This window comes from Pseudomonas sp. QTF5 (assembly GCF_000512695.2).
In the GTDB taxonomy this organism is placed as follows: domain Bacteria; phylum Pseudomonadota; class Gammaproteobacteria; order Pseudomonadales; family Pseudomonadaceae; genus Aquipseudomonas.
This window is the reverse complement of sequence record NZ_AZRW02000018.1, coordinates 12832-28567: the sequence shown is the minus strand read 5'-3', so window position 1 is coordinate 28567 and position 15736 is coordinate 12832. Positions and strand designations below refer to the sequence as shown.

Annotated in this window: 19 protein-coding genes; 12 read left to right on the top strand and 7 right to left on the bottom strand. The window is 58.2% G+C overall.

Features of this window, described 5'->3' with window-relative positions:
- Nucleotides 1-162 precede the first annotated feature (162 nt).
- Nucleotides 163-420, top strand: coding sequence for a hypothetical protein (locus tag IC37_RS15790; RefSeq protein ID WP_030128644.1), 258 nt, complete (start codon nt 163-165; stop codon nt 418-420).
- A 44-nt stretch (nt 421-464) separates the two neighbouring features.
- Here the strand turns inward: IC37_RS15790 and IC37_RS15785 are convergent, their stop codons facing one another.
- From IC37_RS15785 to IC37_RS15770, 4 genes are all read right to left on the bottom strand, one after another.
- The gene (locus IC37_RS15785; protein ID WP_030128643.1) at nt 465-1376 is read right to left on the bottom strand and encodes an SDR family oxidoreductase; all 912 of its coding nucleotides are present in this window, start codon (nt 1374-1376) and stop codon (nt 465-467) included.
- 110 nt (nt 1377-1486) lie between these two features.
- Nucleotides 1487-2389: an alpha/beta fold hydrolase gene (locus IC37_RS15780; protein ID WP_030128642.1), complete on the bottom strand. Its 903-nt coding sequence runs from the start codon at nt 2387-2389 to the stop codon at nt 1487-1489.
- On the bottom strand, nt 2390-3172 hold the full coding sequence (locus IC37_RS15775; protein ID WP_030128641.1) for a class II aldolase/adducin family protein: 783 nt from the start codon (nt 3170-3172) through the stop codon (nt 2390-2392).
- 161 nt (nt 3173-3333) lie between these two features.
- Nucleotides 3334-3816 (bottom strand): flavodoxin, encoded by a 483-nt coding sequence (locus IC37_RS15770; protein ID WP_030128640.1) that lies wholly within the window; start codon nt 3814-3816, stop codon nt 3334-3336.
- Nucleotides 3817-3921: 105 nt separating this feature from the next.
- On the opposite strand from IC37_RS15770, the gene IC37_RS15765 reads away from it, so the two are divergent.
- Together IC37_RS15765 and IC37_RS15760 are read left to right on the top strand one after the other, a co-directional pair.
- Nucleotides 3922-4398, top strand: a complete 477-nt coding sequence (locus IC37_RS15765; RefSeq protein WP_030128639.1) for a PAS domain-containing protein — start codon at nt 3922-3924, stop codon at nt 4396-4398.
- A 54-nt stretch (nt 4399-4452) separates the two neighbouring features.
- A complete protein-coding gene (locus IC37_RS15760) occupies nt 4453-5058 on the top strand; it encodes a hypothetical protein (RefSeq protein ID WP_030128638.1) in 606 nt (201 codons plus the stop codon).
- 3 nt (nt 5059-5061) lie between these two features.
- Here IC37_RS15760 and IC37_RS15755 read toward each other — a convergent pair whose 3' ends face one another.
- On the bottom strand, nt 5062-6030 hold the full coding sequence (locus tag IC37_RS15755; RefSeq protein ID WP_081729274.1) for a MerR family transcriptional regulator: 969 nt from the start codon (nt 6028-6030) through the stop codon (nt 5062-5064).
- A gap of 192 nt (nt 6031-6222) precedes the next feature.
- On the opposite strand from IC37_RS15755, the gene IC37_RS15750 reads away from it, so the two are divergent.
- From IC37_RS15750 to IC37_RS15720, 7 genes are all read left to right on the top strand, one after another.
- Nucleotides 6223-6792 (top strand): antibiotic biosynthesis monooxygenase, encoded by a 570-nt coding sequence (locus IC37_RS15750; protein WP_030128636.1) that lies wholly within the window; start codon nt 6223-6225, stop codon nt 6790-6792.
- 154 nt (nt 6793-6946) lie between these two features.
- On the top strand, nt 6947-7657 hold the full coding sequence (gene folM / locus IC37_RS15745) for a dihydromonapterin reductase (RefSeq protein WP_030128635.1): 711 nt from the start codon (nt 6947-6949) through the stop codon (nt 7655-7657).
- 22 nt (nt 7658-7679) lie between these two features.
- Nucleotides 7680-8255, top strand: coding sequence for a GTP cyclohydrolase I FolE (folE, locus tag IC37_RS15740; protein WP_030128634.1), 576 nt, complete (start codon nt 7680-7682; stop codon nt 8253-8255).
- A gap of 2 nt (nt 8256-8257) precedes the next feature.
- Nucleotides 8258-8629, top strand: a complete 372-nt coding sequence (gene folX / locus IC37_RS15735) for a dihydroneopterin triphosphate 2'-epimerase (RefSeq protein WP_030128633.1) — start codon at nt 8258-8260, stop codon at nt 8627-8629.
- Between the two features lie 68 nt (nt 8630-8697).
- Entirely contained in the window at nt 8698-8994 is a 297-nt protein-coding gene (locus IC37_RS15730; RefSeq protein ID WP_030128632.1) for a DUF1244 domain-containing protein, read from the top strand.
- A complete protein-coding gene (locus IC37_RS15725) occupies nt 8987-9325 on the top strand; it encodes a HopJ type III effector protein (RefSeq protein WP_030128631.1) in 339 nt (112 codons plus the stop codon). Before IC37_RS15730 ends, IC37_RS15725 begins: the two co-directional genes overlap by 8 nt.
- A gap of 254 nt (nt 9326-9579) precedes the next feature.
- The gene (locus IC37_RS15720) at nt 9580-10830 is read left to right on the top strand and encodes an aspartate aminotransferase family protein (protein ID WP_030128630.1); all 1251 of its coding nucleotides are present in this window, start codon (nt 9580-9582) and stop codon (nt 10828-10830) included.
- Nucleotides 10831-11021: 191 nt separating this feature from the next.
- Here IC37_RS15720 and trxB read toward each other — a convergent pair whose 3' ends face one another.
- Entirely contained in the window at nt 11022-11978 is a 957-nt protein-coding gene (gene trxB, locus IC37_RS15715; RefSeq protein WP_030128629.1) for a thioredoxin-disulfide reductase, read from the bottom strand.
- Nucleotides 11979-12293: 315 nt separating this feature from the next.
- On the opposite strand from trxB, the gene cysZ reads away from it, so the two are divergent.
- On the top strand, nt 12294-13049 hold the full coding sequence (gene cysZ, locus IC37_RS15705) for a sulfate transporter CysZ (RefSeq protein WP_030128628.1): 756 nt from the start codon (nt 12294-12296) through the stop codon (nt 13047-13049).
- A 40-nt stretch (nt 13050-13089) separates the two neighbouring features.
- Nucleotides 13090-14289 carry a glycosyltransferase family 1 protein gene (locus IC37_RS15700; protein ID WP_030128627.1) on the top strand — a complete coding sequence of 400 codons (1200 nt, stop codon included), beginning with the start codon at nt 13090-13092 and terminating at the stop codon, nt 14287-14289.
- Between the two features lie 126 nt (nt 14290-14415).
- On the opposite strand, the gene IC37_RS15695 is transcribed toward IC37_RS15700, so the two are convergent.
- Nucleotides 14416-15519, bottom strand: a complete 1104-nt coding sequence (locus tag IC37_RS15695; protein ID WP_030128626.1) for an NADH:flavin oxidoreductase — start codon at nt 15517-15519, stop codon at nt 14416-14418.
- Nucleotides 15520-15736 lie beyond the last annotated feature (217 nt).

Below are 15736 nucleotides of genomic sequence, written 5' to 3'. Positions count from 1 at the left end.
TCCTTCCGACGAGTCTCAAATATGGAACAATGCACATACGGCTACTCTTGAGGACTACAAGCTAGGAAGCGAACTGACACTTTTGTATAGCGAAGAAGCAATCAGCGCAATGAATGCACAAGACCAAAGAGAGTACGAAAAAGACATGAGGAGCTTCGAACAATGAGCCCTATCGAACAAATCATCAAAAACGAATCGGTAGAAGATGTCGTTTCGTATTTCGCGCTTTTCAGGTCTGCCCAAGCGGTCGACAGGATGTATGGGCGACACCGCCAGGAGATAATTTTAAATGGTGAACTGGTAAAAACTTACAACTCGCTCTTCAGCGATGGCGTACTGGCAAGCGATGAAAATGGAAAAACCGTAAAGGGACCGAACTGGAAAGCCCCTCAGTTTATTACCGAAAATAAATATTCTTAACAAGCAATTTGGCCACCAAGGCTCAGCTTGGTGGCCTGCTCCACTTAAACCGAATACCTCTGCAAATTCCCCATCATTTCCTTCAACGCCTCAATATTGTCCTTCGGATGCGCTGCCCCCTCAAAATCACAAATCTGCTGCCAATGCGCCGCCACATCTTCCGGCGAAAACCCCACCCGCGGATCAAACCCGGCACCCAAACTGCGCTCCCAGCGCACCTTGCCCATCCAGCCGCCACCCACTTCGAACAACCCGGACGTTTCCTGGCAATGTTCGCTGGCGAGGTACACCACCAGCGGGCTGACCAGTTCCGGTTTGAGTTGTTCGAATACTTGCGGCGGGATCAGGCCTTCGGTCATGCGGGTGCCACCGGTCGGGGCGATGGCGTTGACCAGGATGTTGTTCTTGCGGCCTTCGATGGCCAGTGTGCGGGTCAGGCCATAGAGGCCGAGTTTGGCCATGCCGTAGTTGGACTGGCCGAAGTTGCCGTAGATGCCCGAAGTCGACGCGGTGAAGATCACGCGGCCATAGTTTTGCTCACGCATGTGTGGCCAGGCAGCGCGGGTGACCTTATAGGCGCCCTCGACGTGGACGCGGTAAACCAGGTCCCAGTCGCTGTCGTCCATTTTGTGAAAGGTCTTGTCCCGCAGGATGCCGGCGTTGTTTACCACGACATCGACACGGCCAAACGAATCGAGGGCGTGCTGCACAATTTTGTCGCCATCGGTGACGGAGTCGTGGTTGGCCTCGGCGGTGCCGCCCGCCTCGAGAATTTCCGCCACTACGCGGTCCGCTGCCGAAGCATTGGCGCCGTCACCTTGAGCCGAACCACCAAGATCATTGACCAGCACGTTGGCGCCCTGCTTCGCGAACAGCAGCGCGTGCGCCCGGCCCAAGCCCCCGCCCGCACCGGTGACGATCACGACTTTATCTTCGAAGCGCACAGACTCATTCATGGGGAATTCCAGCAGGCCAGGGGACAATGAATCCCAGTGTCAGGCACAAGGCGGCTGGTCACAATAAACACGGAGGAAGCTGAATGGTGCGCAATAAGGCAGCGGGATAGTCAGGAACACGCCACCTTGCGCGGCGGTGAAATCAGCCGGTTGCGAAACTCCAGATAGTGCTTGAGCACCTGCGCCGGCGCTTCGATTTGCGGGTAATGGCCGATCTCGGGCAGCAGGACGGTGTCCGGGTCGGGAATCAGTTGCCGATAGCGTGCCACCATGTGCGCGCCGGAAACCGGATCGACCTCGCCATCGATGAAGCGTAGCGGCACCTCGTCACGCTGCATGGCACTGACCCAACGCTCACGCTGGACACGCCGCTGCGGGATATAACTGATCAATTTGTGCATGATCCGTTGCCCGTGATTGCTGCCAATCAGGCTCCAGAAATCATCCAGCTCACTTTCGGTGGGCCGGGTCTGCGGACCGAAAATTTGTTTGAAACTCTTCACCAGAGCATCACGGGTAAACGCTCGCCCGATCATCCAGCCCAAGGGGCTGAGCAGGAGTTTTTGTATCAACACCGGGCGATGGGTTTCGGGAAACAGCCCGCCATTGAGGAATACGCAACTGGCGATATGAGCGCGCGCTTCGTAGTGCCGAGCCAACAGTTCCTGGGCCACGCTGTCGCCATAATCGTGTGCCAACACGTGAACGGGTTGTTCAACATTCAGATGCACCAATAAGGCCTGTTGCAGATCAGCCTGTTCCAGCAGGCTGTAGTCGTGGTTCACCGGTTTGGCCGAATCGCCGAAGCCGAGCATGTCGCAGGCAATCACCCGATAGCGCTGCGCCAGCGGCTGCCACAGGTAATGCCAGTCCCAACTGGCGGTCGGGAAACCATGGATCAGCAACAGCGGCTCGCCCTGCCCCGCGGCCCAATAGCGCAGGGTCTGACCGCGGAATACGAACGCCTGGCTGCGCTTGCGCCAGACACACAGTGGAATCTCGGCGAGGGCCATTTAGAGTTTATAACCCGGGTCTTGTTTATCGAGTTTGCGCAGCAGCGCCGGCCAGGCCAGCGCGCCGCCCATCCCTTGAGCACTTTTGGTGACACCGGCGATCATCGCCTTGGCGCCCGCCAGAATCTGCGGTTCGATGGTGATCAGCTCCGCGCCACCGTTCTGCGCCAGCACTTGAATCTCGCAGGCGCGCTGGAAGGTGAACATCATCAGGAACGTGTCGGCGATGCTGCCGCCACAGGTCAGCAGACCGTGGTTGTGCAGCATCAGGAAATTGTTTTCTCCAAGGTCGGCTTGCAGTCGCGCCTTTTCTTCATGGTTCAGCGCAACGCCTTCGTAGGCGTGACAGGCCAGGCTGGACAGGACGAACAAGGACTGCTGGCTGATTGGCAAGATGCCCTGCTTCTGCGCCGATACCGCCACCCCGGCCGCGGTGTGGGTGTGCAGTACACACGCGACGTCATGACGGACTTCATGCACGGCGCTGTGGATGGTGTAACCCGCCGGGTTGATCTCGTAAGGGCTGTCCATCAACTTGTTGCCGGCCTGATCGACCTTGACCAGGCTCGACGCGGTCATTTCATGGAACATCAGCCCGAAGGGGTTGATCAGGAAGTCTTCAGTGCCCGGCACCTTGGCGGAAATATGCGTGAAGATCAGGTCATCCCAGCCATGCAGGGCCACCAGACGATAACAGGCAGCCAGATCGACGCGAGTCTGCCATTCGGCGGCACTGACCTTGTCTTTGATGCTGTGTGGCGATTGGACGGGGGCTACGCTCACGGCAAGAATTCCCTTTTTTATTTTTCTGGTTTTTTATTGTTTTTTGCTGCGTTACAGCAGTCTAGTCAGCCCCCGGACTTCGGGTAGTTGCATTGGCAGCCAGCTTGATGGCCGAGCGAGTCAGTACGCGGTGGAGTCTGGATCCATGTCAGAGCGGTAAGTTAAGCCGAGCAACCTTGTGGGAGCGAGCAGGCTCGCAGTGTGCTGACCAGTTCTGCCAGCCAAGGCTCGGCATCGGTTTCCGGCGTCACGGTTTCGCTGGCGTCCAGGCGCAGCATCGGCAGGACTTCACGCACGCCCAGTTCGCCGAACAATTCACGCATTTGCTCACCGCCGCCGCAGAACGTATCGCCATAACTGGAGTCGCCCAAACCGATCACCGCGCCCGGCAAACCACGCCAGGCCGCCGGCAACTGATCGCGAATTGCGAAATACAACGGCTGCAGATTGTCCGGCAACTCGCCCATGCCGGTGGTCGAGGTCACCGCCAGAAATGCTTCGGGGCCAAAGGCCTGAACATCGGCGAGTGTCGCGCGCGGGTTGTGCCAGGTTTCAAAACCGACGGCGTTCAAAATGCTTGCAGCGTGGCGAGCGACTTCTTCAGCGGTACCGTACACCGAGCCGGAAAGGATGGCGACTTTCATCAATCTGATCCTGAAGCTGAGTAAAAGGGTCGAGATATTAACAGCACGGCCCTCATTGATCTTTTAGAATGCAGCGTATCGATCCATATGCAAAAGGACTCTGCGATGATCAATGCCTCACTGCTGCAAATGGTGATCGACGCCTCCAACGACGGCATTGTGATTGCCGAAAAGGAAGGCGAGCAGGACAACATCCTGATTTACGTAAACCCGGCGTTCGAACGCCTGACCGGTTATACCAGCGAAGAAATCCTCTATCAGGATTGCCGTTTTTTGCAGGCAGGAGACCGGGATCAGGCAGCCCTCGCCTTGATTCGGCAGGCGTTGGGCAGTGGCGGCTCCTGCCGGGAAATCCTCAGGAATTACCGCAAGGACGGCACGCCGTTCTGGAACGAACTGTCGCTTTCCACGGTAAAAAACCCGCACGACGGACAGACTTATTTTGTCGGGGTGCAGAAAGACGTCACGGTTCAGGTCAAGGCGCAGCAGCGAGTCGCGCAGCTGGAAGCGCAATTGGCCGAGGCGCAGGAAGAAATTGCCGCACTAAAATCGACGAACGGCTCAAACCAATCTGCGAATTAGTGGTCATTTACTACAATCACCGATGACTTTGTAATTATTCCTTTCGAGCAAATCATGCAGCGCGACGCACTCCTGACGCAGGATGAGCTGGATTTTATCCAGAACATGCAACACAACCCGCAACTCAATGTGCGGGATGCGACGTCGAGCCTGCTCGTTAACAGTGGTTCGCAGATTCGTGACTTGCTCACACGCCTGGCCGCTCATGAGCAAGTCACCATCCAGGCCACTTTTGAAAATCAGCAAATGACCTTCCCGCTGCACTTGGTGGAAGATGAATTCCATGCGATGCATCTGCGCCTCGGCGTCCCCAGTATTTATGAAGATGGGCCGATGATTCGGCCATGGCGCCTGGCGCTCGAAGAACCCGTGGCGCTGGAAAATGCCAAGGGCCAACCCGGCACGATGTGGGTGCATGAAATATCGTTCAAAGGGGTTTTGCTGGAAGTTCGCAACAAGACCAAGGCGCCAAAACACTTCGCGTTGTGGTTCAGCCCGTCAGGTTATGAGCGGATCGCGTTGCGCGGCACCTTCGAGCGTGAAACCGAGCAGGGTTTCTACGCCTATGAGTTGAGCCAGAGCGATACGGATGAAACCGAACGTCTGCGTCAATACATCCTTCAGCAGCATCGCCTGACCCATCCCGCACTGCATATCTGAATCTCAGGTATCCAGATTCCCCACCAGGAACTGCTTCAGACGCTGACGCATTAACACGCCCTCGTTTCCCAAACAACCGATCGACGATCCGGCCAGGCTCTCCTGTGCCAGGTCCGATGCATCCCCGGCCAGCAACACCTGACAATCCAGGCTCATGGCCAGGCGGTTCAAACGTCGAGGCAGTTCGGCGGCTGGCGCTTGATTGGAAACCAGCACCAGTGCCTTGGGCTTGATTTTCTCACAGACCAGAATCAACTCGTCGAAGGGCTGACCGATCGCCAACAACTGAATAGCCGAATCGACGTTGCTCAGATACAGCGCCGTGACCAGCACTTCGAGTTCACGACATTGATCGGCCAAAGCGCAGACAATCACTCGTCGCGGTTGCATGACACGCACCAGCAGCAAGCGTTGCAACACTCGAGCACGCAGAAAACCATCCAGAAAAAGCCATTCGCTGGTCTGCCCGAAGGCTTCATGGCGTTGTAGCAATAGCTTCCAGATCGGAATCAGAATGTCCTGAAACACCACCGTCAGCGGGTAACTGGAAAAAATCTGGCCGTAGACTTGCTCCAGTTGAACTTCGTCAAAAGCACTCACCGCTGCCTTGACCTGCTGCTGCCATTGGTCATAGTCAGTTTGAACGAGTTCGTTGGGGATGATCTGCGCCAGCACCTTGAACGGTTCGGTCTTGGCCAATATCTTGCCGACCTTGCTGACCGCTACACCGCGTTCTATCCAGCCAAGGATGCTGCGAACACGTTCGATATCGGTCATCGAATACAAACGGTGCCCGCTTTCGGTGCGCGTTGGCTGTATCAGACCGTACCGCCGCTCCCATGCGCGTAGCGTGACCGGGTTGACCCCCGTCAGGCGCGCGACCTCACGGATTGGAAACAGCTCTTCTCGAGTCAGGCAGGCGATGGGGGGCAAGCCGGGTGCAAGGTCTGTCAGCACAGGATCTACGTCCATGTTTATATTTTGATACATTCTAACTCTCCTACCCCGGTAGCATTCAACACGTCCGCTGAATTAATTAGCACTGACGTCCCAGAAAGAATCAGGAATAATCCTTGCTTGTCTTGAGATGCAGCCCACTACCCCGGCGCTGTGTCTGGCGAAGCTCTTATCCGGAGCGATGCATTTGTAATACGGAGATACATAATGTCTACCTTACCCGTCACGCTGATGGTTGCGCGCCGCGTTGCCGATGGGCGTTATCAGGACCTGATGGCCTGGTTGCGCGAAGGCGAACAACTGGCCACCGACTTCCCCGGTTACCTCGGCTCTGGCGTGCTCGCTCCACCGCCCGACGATGACGAATTCCAGATTATCTTTCGCTTCACCGACGAGCAGACAATGCACACTTGGGAGCATTCTGCGTCGCGCATCGCCTGGCTGGGACGCGGCAGTGATCTGTTTGCCCATCCTACGGAGCATCGGGTCAGTGGCATCGAAGGCTGGTTCGGCGCTGCCGGTCAACGCCCGCCACGCTGGAAACAGGCCGTGGCGATCTGGCTGGCGTTCTTTCCGGTGTCTTTGTTGTTCAACTTTGTATTGGGGCCGTTGCTGGCTGAAACGGGTTTGCTGACCCGCGTGTTTGTCAGCACCCTGTGCCTGACGCCATTGATGGTGTATCTCTTCATTCCGTTATCGACCCGTCTATTGGCTAACTGGCTGCACAGTACACCGGCACATCCGTTGCCCGCCGAACCCTCAACCCAGCATCGCTGATCCCTCTGTGGGAGCGGGCTTGCTCGCGAAGGCGGTGTAACAGCCGACATATTGCTGACTGTCAGTCCGCATTCGCGAGCAAGCCCGCTCCCACAATAGGTGTACGCCTCCCGTCGCTGGTATAGTTTTGCTCTCACCGCGACGCGAGCCGTTCATGACCTCTTCCGCAGCCCCAATTCTCATCACCGGTGCCGGACAGCGTATCGGTCTGCACTGTGCGCAGCGTTTGCTCGAAGACGGCCATCCGGTCATTTTCAGCTACCGCAGCGAGCGCCCTGGTGTGCAAACCCTGCGCGATCTGGGGGCGAGCGCGGTGTTTGCGGACTTTTCCAACGAGGCCGGAATCCTTGCGTTCATCGGCGAACTGAAAAACCACACCGACAGTTTGCGGGCGATTGTCCATAACGCTTCTGAATGGCTGGCCGAAACCCCGGGCACCGAAGCCGCAGCCTTCACCCGCATGTTCAGCGTGCACATGCTGGCGCCTTACCTGATCAACCTGCACTGTGCTGACTTGCTACGGCGTTCAAGTCCCGCCGACATCGTACACATCAGCGATGATGTGACCCGCAGAGGCAGCAGCAAGCACATCGGCTACTGCGCCAGTAAAGCCGGACTCGACAGCCTGACCCTGTCCTTTGCCGCGAAATACGCGCCCAGCATCAAGGTCAACGGTATCGCCCCAGCCCTGCTACTGTTCAATCCCGACGACGACGCGGCGTACCGAGCCAGGGTTCTGGCCAAATCGGCGCTGGGCATCGAGCCCGGCAGCGAAGTGATCTACCAGAGCCTGCGCTATTTGCTCGACAACCCTTATGTCACTGGCACGACCCTGACCGTCAACGGCGGACGGCACGTCAAATAAGCCGCTCCCGCGAGGATGTCCCATGACGTTATTCCCGCCACACAACTCCTTGTCCGAGAGCTATCGCGAGATCCTGATCGGCCTCGGTGAAAACCCAGACCGCGAAGGACTGCAAGACACCCCGGTTCGCGCCGCCAAGGCGATGCGATACCTGTGTCATGGATACGAGCAAAGTGTCGAAGAAATCGTCAACGGCGCGCTGTTTGCCTCAGACAACGATGAAATGATCATCGTCGACAACATCGAGCTGTACTCGCTCTGTGAACATCACATGCTGCCCTTCATAGGCAAGGCTCATGTGGCTTATATTCCAACGGGCAAGGTGCTGGGACTGTCGAAGATTGCGCGGCTTGTGGATATGTTCGCCCGCCGGCTGCAAATCCAGGAAAACCTCACCCGGCAAATCGCCGACGCAGTGCAGCAAGTGACCGACGCCGCCGGTGTCGCGGTGGTCATCGAAGCCCAGCACATGTGCATGATGATGCGCGGCGTCGAAAAACAGAATTCGACCATGAACACCTCGGTGATGTTCGGCGCCTTCCGCGAGTCGAGCAACACCCGCCAGGAGTTCCTGCAATTGATTGGACGGAGCAAGTAGCAATGCCACAACTTCAACCAGGAATGGCGCGCATCAGGGTCAAGGACCTGTGTTTGCGAACTTTCATCGGGATCAACGAGGACGAAATCCTCAACAAGCAGGATGTGCTGATCAACCTGACCATTCTGTACGCCGCTCAGGATGCGGTGCGTGACAACGATATCGATCACGCGTTGAATTACCGCACCATCACCAAGGCGATCATCGCCCACGTGGAGGGCAATCGCTTTGCCCTGCTCGAGCGCCTGACCCAGGAGTTGCTGGACTTGATCATGGTCAACCAGTCGGTGCTGTACGCCGAAGTCGAAGTCGACAAGCCCCACGCCCTGCGCTTCGCCGAGTCGGTATCGATTACCCTGGCCGCCAGCCGCTGACCGCGTCTGGCGCATCGGTCGCCAGGCTTTTATCATCCGCGCCACGATTTGGTTGCATAGAGCCCATCATGAACGATCAACAACGCCTGGAACTTGAAGCCGCTGCCTTTCGCCGGCTGGTTGCCCACCTGGATAGCCGCAAGGACGTGCAGAACATCGACCTGATGAACCTCTCGGGTTTCTGCCGTAACTGCCTGTCCAAGTGGTACAAAGCCGCCGCCGATGAACGCCAGATCGACGTCAGTCTCGACGAAGCCCGCGAAGTGGTTTACGGCATGCCGTACGCCGAGTGGAAAACCCAATACCAGAAAGAAGCCAGCGCCGACCAGCAAGCGGCGTTCGCCAAAGGAAAACCCAATGAGTGATCTGAACACCCTGCGCGCCAGCCTCAAGAGCGGCGAACATGCTTTCGCCGATACCTTGGCATTCATCGCTGCCGGTTACGACTATCAGCCCCAGGCTTTCAATAACGGCGGCGTGGAAAACGCCGCCGGGCAGAACGAAGGTTCGTGCAAGACCCTGGGTCTGGCATTGCTGGAAGGTTTGAGCGATGAAGAAACGCTGTTGGCATTCGGTGAGCATTACCGTTCGGTGGTGGCCACGCCTGAAGGCAGTGACCACGGCAATATCCGCGCGTTGATCGCCCATGGCTTGGCCGGTGTGAAGCTCACTCAGCAGCCGCTGACACGTCGCTGACTGAAGCCCGCCTGTGGCGAGGGAGCTTGCTCCCGTTGGGTCGCGAAGCGACCCTGCTTATCTTAATAAAGAAGGGGACCGCTGCGCAGTCCAACGGGAGCAAGCTCCCTCGCCACAGATTATGCGTCGCCATCGATCGGTATCAGGTCACATCCCGACTTTTAAGATTGACCCGGCCACTTTATTTCGTTTGCCAGGCACCTCTGCTCGCGGCTTAGATAAAAGAAGCATCCCTTCTTCAGAGTCAGCCATCCATGCGCAGCGAATCCGTCAGTCAGTCGATCAACATCGTTCACCCCATCACCCTCAGCCACGGCAAAAATGCCATGGTCTGGGACACCGATGGCAAGCGCTACATCGATTTTGTCGGTGGTATCGGCGTGCTGAACCTCGGCCATTGCCATCCGCGCATCGTCGAAGCCATCCGCGAACAGGCCACCCGGCTGACCCACTACGCGTTCAATGCTGCGCCCCATGTGCCTTACATTGAACTCATGGATCGCCTCACTACGTTTATTCCGGTGGATTACCCGGTCAGCGGCATGCTCACCAACAGCGGTGCGGAAGCGGCGGAAAACGCCCTGAAGATCGTCCGTGGCGCCACGGGTCGCACAGCAGTCATTGCCTTCGACGGCGCCTTCCACGGTCGCACACTCGCCACCCTCAACCTCAACGGTAAAGTCGCGCCCTACAAACAGAAAGTCGGCGCGCTGCCAGGTCCCGTGTATCACCTGCCCTTCCCCAGCAAAGACAATGAGGTGACCTGCGCCGAGGCCCTGAAGGCGATGGATCGACTGTTCAGCGTCGAAATCGACGTTGATGACGTGGCCTGTTTTATCGTTGAACCGGTGCAGGGCGAAGCGGGTTTCCTGGCGCTGGACGTGGAGTTCGCCCAGGCGCTGCGACGTTTCTGTGATGACAAAGGCATCCTGCTGATCGCCGATGAAATCCAGTCCGGCTTCGGCCGCACCGGCCAGCGGTTTGCGTTCTCGCGACTGGGCATTGAGCCGGACCTGATCCTGCTGGGCAAAAGCATTGCCGGCGGCGTGCCGTTGGGTGCGGTTGTCGGGCGCAAGTCGCTACTCGATAACTTGCCCAAGGGCGGATTGGGCGGCACCTACTCGGGCAACCCCATCGCCTGCGCCGCCGCGTTGGCGACCCTGGACGAAATGACTGACGCGCCTCTGCAAGCCTGGGGTGCGCAACAGGAAGAGGCGATTGTCAGCCGCTACGAATCCTGGCGAGCCCGCGAGTTGTCACCGTATCTGGGCCGCTTGACCGGTGTCGGGGCAATGCGCGGCATCGAGCTGATCAATGCCGACGGCACACCGGCCTCGGCCCAGCTGACGCAGCTGCTGGCCCTGGCGCGAAACTCGGGGTTGCTGCTGATGCCCAGCGGCAAGTCGCGTCACATCATTCGGCTGCTGGCGCCATTGACCACTGAGGCCGCCGTGCTGGAGGAAGGGCTGGATATCCTTGAGGCGTGCCTGAAGAAATTGGCTTGAACATAAATTCCATGCAGTCCATGTGGGAGCGGGCTTGCTCGCGAATGCGGCCTGTCAGTCGACATTCATATTGCCTGACACATCGCATTCGCGAGCAAGCCCGCTCCCACACTGGAAATGTGATCAGGCATTAAATCGTGTACACAAAAAAACCGGCCGAAGCCGGTTTTTTACTTTCTACAGAATCAGAATCAAGCGTTCTGCAGATCGTCGAGGTAACGCTCGGCATCCAGTGCCGCCATGCAACCGGCACCAGCCGAGGTGATGGCCTGACGGTAAACGTGGTCAGCCACGTCACCGGCGGCGAAGATGCCTTCGACGCTGGTCGCCGTTGCGTTGCCATCACGGCCACCCTGCACAACCAGATAGCCGTCTTTCAACGTCAACTGGCCTTCGAACAACGAAGTGTTCGGGGTGTGGCCGATGGCGATGAACACACCGTCGACTTTCAGCTCGTCGAAGCTGCCGTCGTTGTTCTTCAGGCGAGCACCGGTCACGCCCATGTTGTCGCCCAGCACTTCGTCCAGGGTCGAGTTCAGCTTCAGGATGATCTTGCCTTCGGCAACCCGGGCATTCAGCTTGTCGATCAGAATCTTCTCGGCGCGGAACGTCTCGCGACGGTGAATCAGGGTCACAGTGCTGGCGATGTTGGCCAGGTACAGCGCCTCTTCCACGGCAGTATTACCGCCACCCACCACGGCCACTGGCTTGTTGCGATAGAAGAACCCATCGCACGTCGCGCAGGCCGAAACGCCTTTGCCCATGAACGTTTCTTCCGATGGCAGGCCCAGATAACGAGCGCTGGCGCCGGTGGCGATGATCAGTGCGTCGCAGGTGTAAGTCGCGCTGTCGCCAATCAAGGTGTATGGCTTGGCGGCGAAGTCCACGGCATTGATGTGATCGAACACGATCTCGGTTTCAAAGCGCTCGGCGTGCTCTTTCATCCGTTCCATCAGCGCCGGGCCGGTCAGGCCATGGACGTCGCCCGGCCAGTTGTCGACTTCGGTGGTGGTGGTCAGTTGACCGCCAGCCTGCATGCCAGTGATCAATAGTGGCTTGAGGTTGGCACGGGCGGCATAGACCGCGGCGCTATAACCGGCAGGGCCGGAACCGAGAATAATCACTCGCGAATGACGAACTTCAGACATGACCTGCTCCTGTTGACCGGGCCCGAAACACTGAGCGCGGAACGCCGGATTGCCGGCGGGAATAAAAAAGGACCGTTGAAAGCACTTGGGGAAGGCTTGGGTTCGACAGTCCTGTAAAAGAATGGGTGCAGCGTATCGAGGGGGCGAAGATTAAGGAAATACGGTTTAACAATCCAGCTCATAGGCGGTCTCTATCCCATCGAGGTGAATATATAGACGCCTTTGTTACAGTTAATGTCGATGCCGCTACCGCGCTTTCGCCTGTCAGGCAAAGCCGGTAAGGTCGGCGCGTTTACCCTTTGCTCGGAGCACGTTATGCCCGCCCCCGTTCTGTCTGGCCCGCAATACCTGCGCGAGGGCCTCAAGCTGGTCCTGAGCCCAAGCCTGCGCTTGTTCGTGTTGTTGCCGCTGGCGATCAACCTGGTGCTATTCGTCGGATTGATCTATCTGGCTGGCCATCAGTTCAGTATGTGGGTCGATACGCTGATGCCGTCCCTGCCCGATTGGCTGAACTTCCTCAGCTACGTCCTCTGGCCGATTTTTGTCGTGTTGGTGGTGTTTATGGTGTTCTTCACCTTCACCATGCTCGCCAACATCATTGCCGCGCCGTTCAATGGCTTTCTCGCGGAGAAAGTCGAAGTGGTGGTGCGCGGCACCGACGACTTCCCGGCCTTCAGCTGGGGCGAACTGATCGCCATGATCCCGCGCACCCTGTCCCGTGAAATGCGCAAACTCGGCTACTTCCTGCCCAGGGCCATCGGGCTGTTCATCCTGTCGTTCATCCCGGTGGTCAACATCATCGCCGCGCCGCTATGGCTGCTGTTCGGGGTGTGGATGATGGCGATTCAGTACATCGACTACCCGGCGGATAACCACAAACTCGGCTGGAACGAAATGCTCGCCTGGCTGCGACAGAAACGCTGGCAGAGCCTCGGCTTCGGCGGCAGCGTGTATCTGGTGTTGCTGATTCCGGTGGTCAACATTCTGATGATGCCGGCGGCAGTGGCCGGGGCGACGCTGTTCTGGGTGCGTGAGCGTGGCGCGGAGAATTTGGTGGCAGAACGCCGCTGATCGCGTCACAAATCCATCATCCCACCGTCACAATGACGACATGGCCTCAGCCGACACTGAGGTCATGACGACAACTCTGCATATCACCCTGATCACCGAAACCTTCCCACCGGAAATCAACGGCGTGGCCAATACTCTTGGTCGCTTGTTCGACGGTTTGCGCGCGCGTGGGCATCAGGTCGAGTTGGTGCGGCCACGTCAGGGTGGCGACCCACTTATGGGCAGCAGCGATGAGTTGCTGTTGTGTCGAGGCTGGCCGCTGCCGGGTTATCCCGGCTTGCAATGGGGTCAGTCGTCGATGCACAAGCTGCTGCGGCGCTGGAAACGGCATCGCCCGGACGTGTTGTACATCGCCACCGAAGGACCGCTGGGGTTGTCGGCGTTGCGCGCCGCACGGCGCTTGGGGATTTCGGTGGTCAGCGGCTTTCATACCAATTTTCAGCAGTACTCCAGCCAGTACGGCCTCGGGCTGCTGACGCGCTTGCTGACCCACTACCTGCGCTGGTTTCACAATCGCTCGACCCTGACCTTGGTGCCCAGTGCCAGCCAGCGACTGGAACTGGAACGCCGCAGTTTCGAGCGCCTGGCGCTGCTCTCTCGAGGCGTCGACAGCCAGTTGTTTCATCCAGCCAAACGGCAGAAGCTGCTGCGCGAGCAATGGGGACTGGCCGAGGATGATATTGCTTTCATCCACGTAGGACGCTTGGCCCAGGAGAAGAACCTTGGCTTGCTCAAGCGCAGTTTCGACACGCTGAAAATGAGTTATCCACAGCGAAAGATGAAATTGATTGTGGTCGGTGACGGTCCGCAACGATCGATGCTGGAGAAGGAATTGCCGGAGGCGATTTTCTGCGGCTCACAACGCGGCGAAGCCTTGGCCAGTCACTATGCGTCGGGGGATGTGTTTCTGTTTCCGAGCCTGACCGAAACCTTCGGCAATGTGGTGCTTGAGGCATTAGCCTCGGGGCTGGGGGTGGTGGCGTACGATCAGGCTGCGGCGGCCCAGCATATTCGCCATGGCTACAACGGCGTACTGGCCATGCCTGGGGATGAAGAGGCGTTCTGCGATGCGGCACGTTGGCTGCTGGAGGAGCGCGAAACCTTGCGCTGCGTGCGGTTAAATGCGCGCCAGCATGCGAGTCGTCAGGGGTGGGCGGCGATTATCGAGCAGTTCGAGGGGCAGTTGCGGGGGGCTTGTGTTGGGGAGCAGGTGGTTCCTGATGCACAGACATTACCCTGAATCCTTGATGACATTGAGTCAGCCTTCGCGAGCAAGCCCGCTCCCACCTTTGATCGCATTCCCCTAAGAGAACTCGGTCGAATGTGGGAGCGGGCTTGCTCGCGAAGGCGTCAGTCCTGTCGCCGCTTAAACCAGCGTCATCAACGCCTCACGGCTGAACGGCAGGATGTCTTCCTCGCGACCGTCGCGCACTTTCTGCGCCCAGTCCGGGTCCACCAGCAATGCACGGCCCACTGCCACCAGATCGAACTCGTCGTTGTTCAAACGCTCCAGCAGTTTTTCCAGGCTGGCCGGTTGCGCGATCTTGTCGGTGTTGACCATGAATTGCAGGAACTCACCGTCCAGGCCGACGCTGCCGACGGTGATGGTTGGCTTGCCGGTGAGCTTGCGGGTCCAGCCGGCCAGGTTGAGTTCGGAACCATCAAATTCCGGCTCCCAGAAACGCCGTGTCGAGCAGTGAAAAATGTCCACGCCGGCGTCGGACAATGGCTTGAGGAATTCGCCCAAAGCTTCCGGGGTTTGTACCAAACGCGCGGTGTAGTCCTGCTGCTTCCACTGGGAGAAACGGAAGATGATCGGGAAACCCTCACCGACCGCTGCACGCACTGCCTCAATCAATTCGATGGCAAAGCGCGAACGGTTCGCCAGGCTGCCGCCGTATTCGTCAGTGCGCTGGTTGCTGCCTTCCCAGAAGAACTGGTCCACCAGATAACCGTGGGCACCGTGGATTTCCACGCCGTCCATGCCGATGCTCTGAGCATCCTTGGCGGCTTGGGCGAACGCGGCAATCACGTCCTGGATATCTTCCTTGGTCATGCCGTGAACCACGACCTGACCGTCCTTCAGTTTTTCCGACGGACCGTAACCCGGCACGCTGGCGTCCGGCTCGGTGCCGATGCGGCGCACGCTGCCCACATGCCACAGTTGTGGAACGATCTTGCCGCCTTCGGCATGCACCGCGTCGACGACTTTCTTCCAGCCGGCCAATGCCACTTCACCATAGAAGTGCGGTACGTTCGGGTAGCCATTGGAGGCCTTATGACCGACGGTGGTGCCTTCGGTGATGATCAGCCCAACCCCTGCGGCGGCGCGACGACGGTAGTACTCGATCACTTTGGAATTGGGCACGCCGCCCGGCGAAAACGAGCGGGTCATCGGCGCCATGACGACGCGGGTCGGCAACTCGAGAGCGCCTAGGTGAAAAGGCTTGAACAGGGCTTTGACAGGCATGGGACGCTCCACGGGACATAGACTTTATGACGGCGATAATATGGAGAGTCGCAAGGCTTGAACAGCACTATTGATTTAGGTGATTAAGGATCAAAAGACAGAAAGCATTGTAGGAGCGAGCGGTGCGGCGATCCGACTTGCCCGCGAAGGTGTCATGTCAGTCGATATCAATGTTGAATGACATGACGCCTTCGCGGGCAAGCCTCGCTCCTACAGA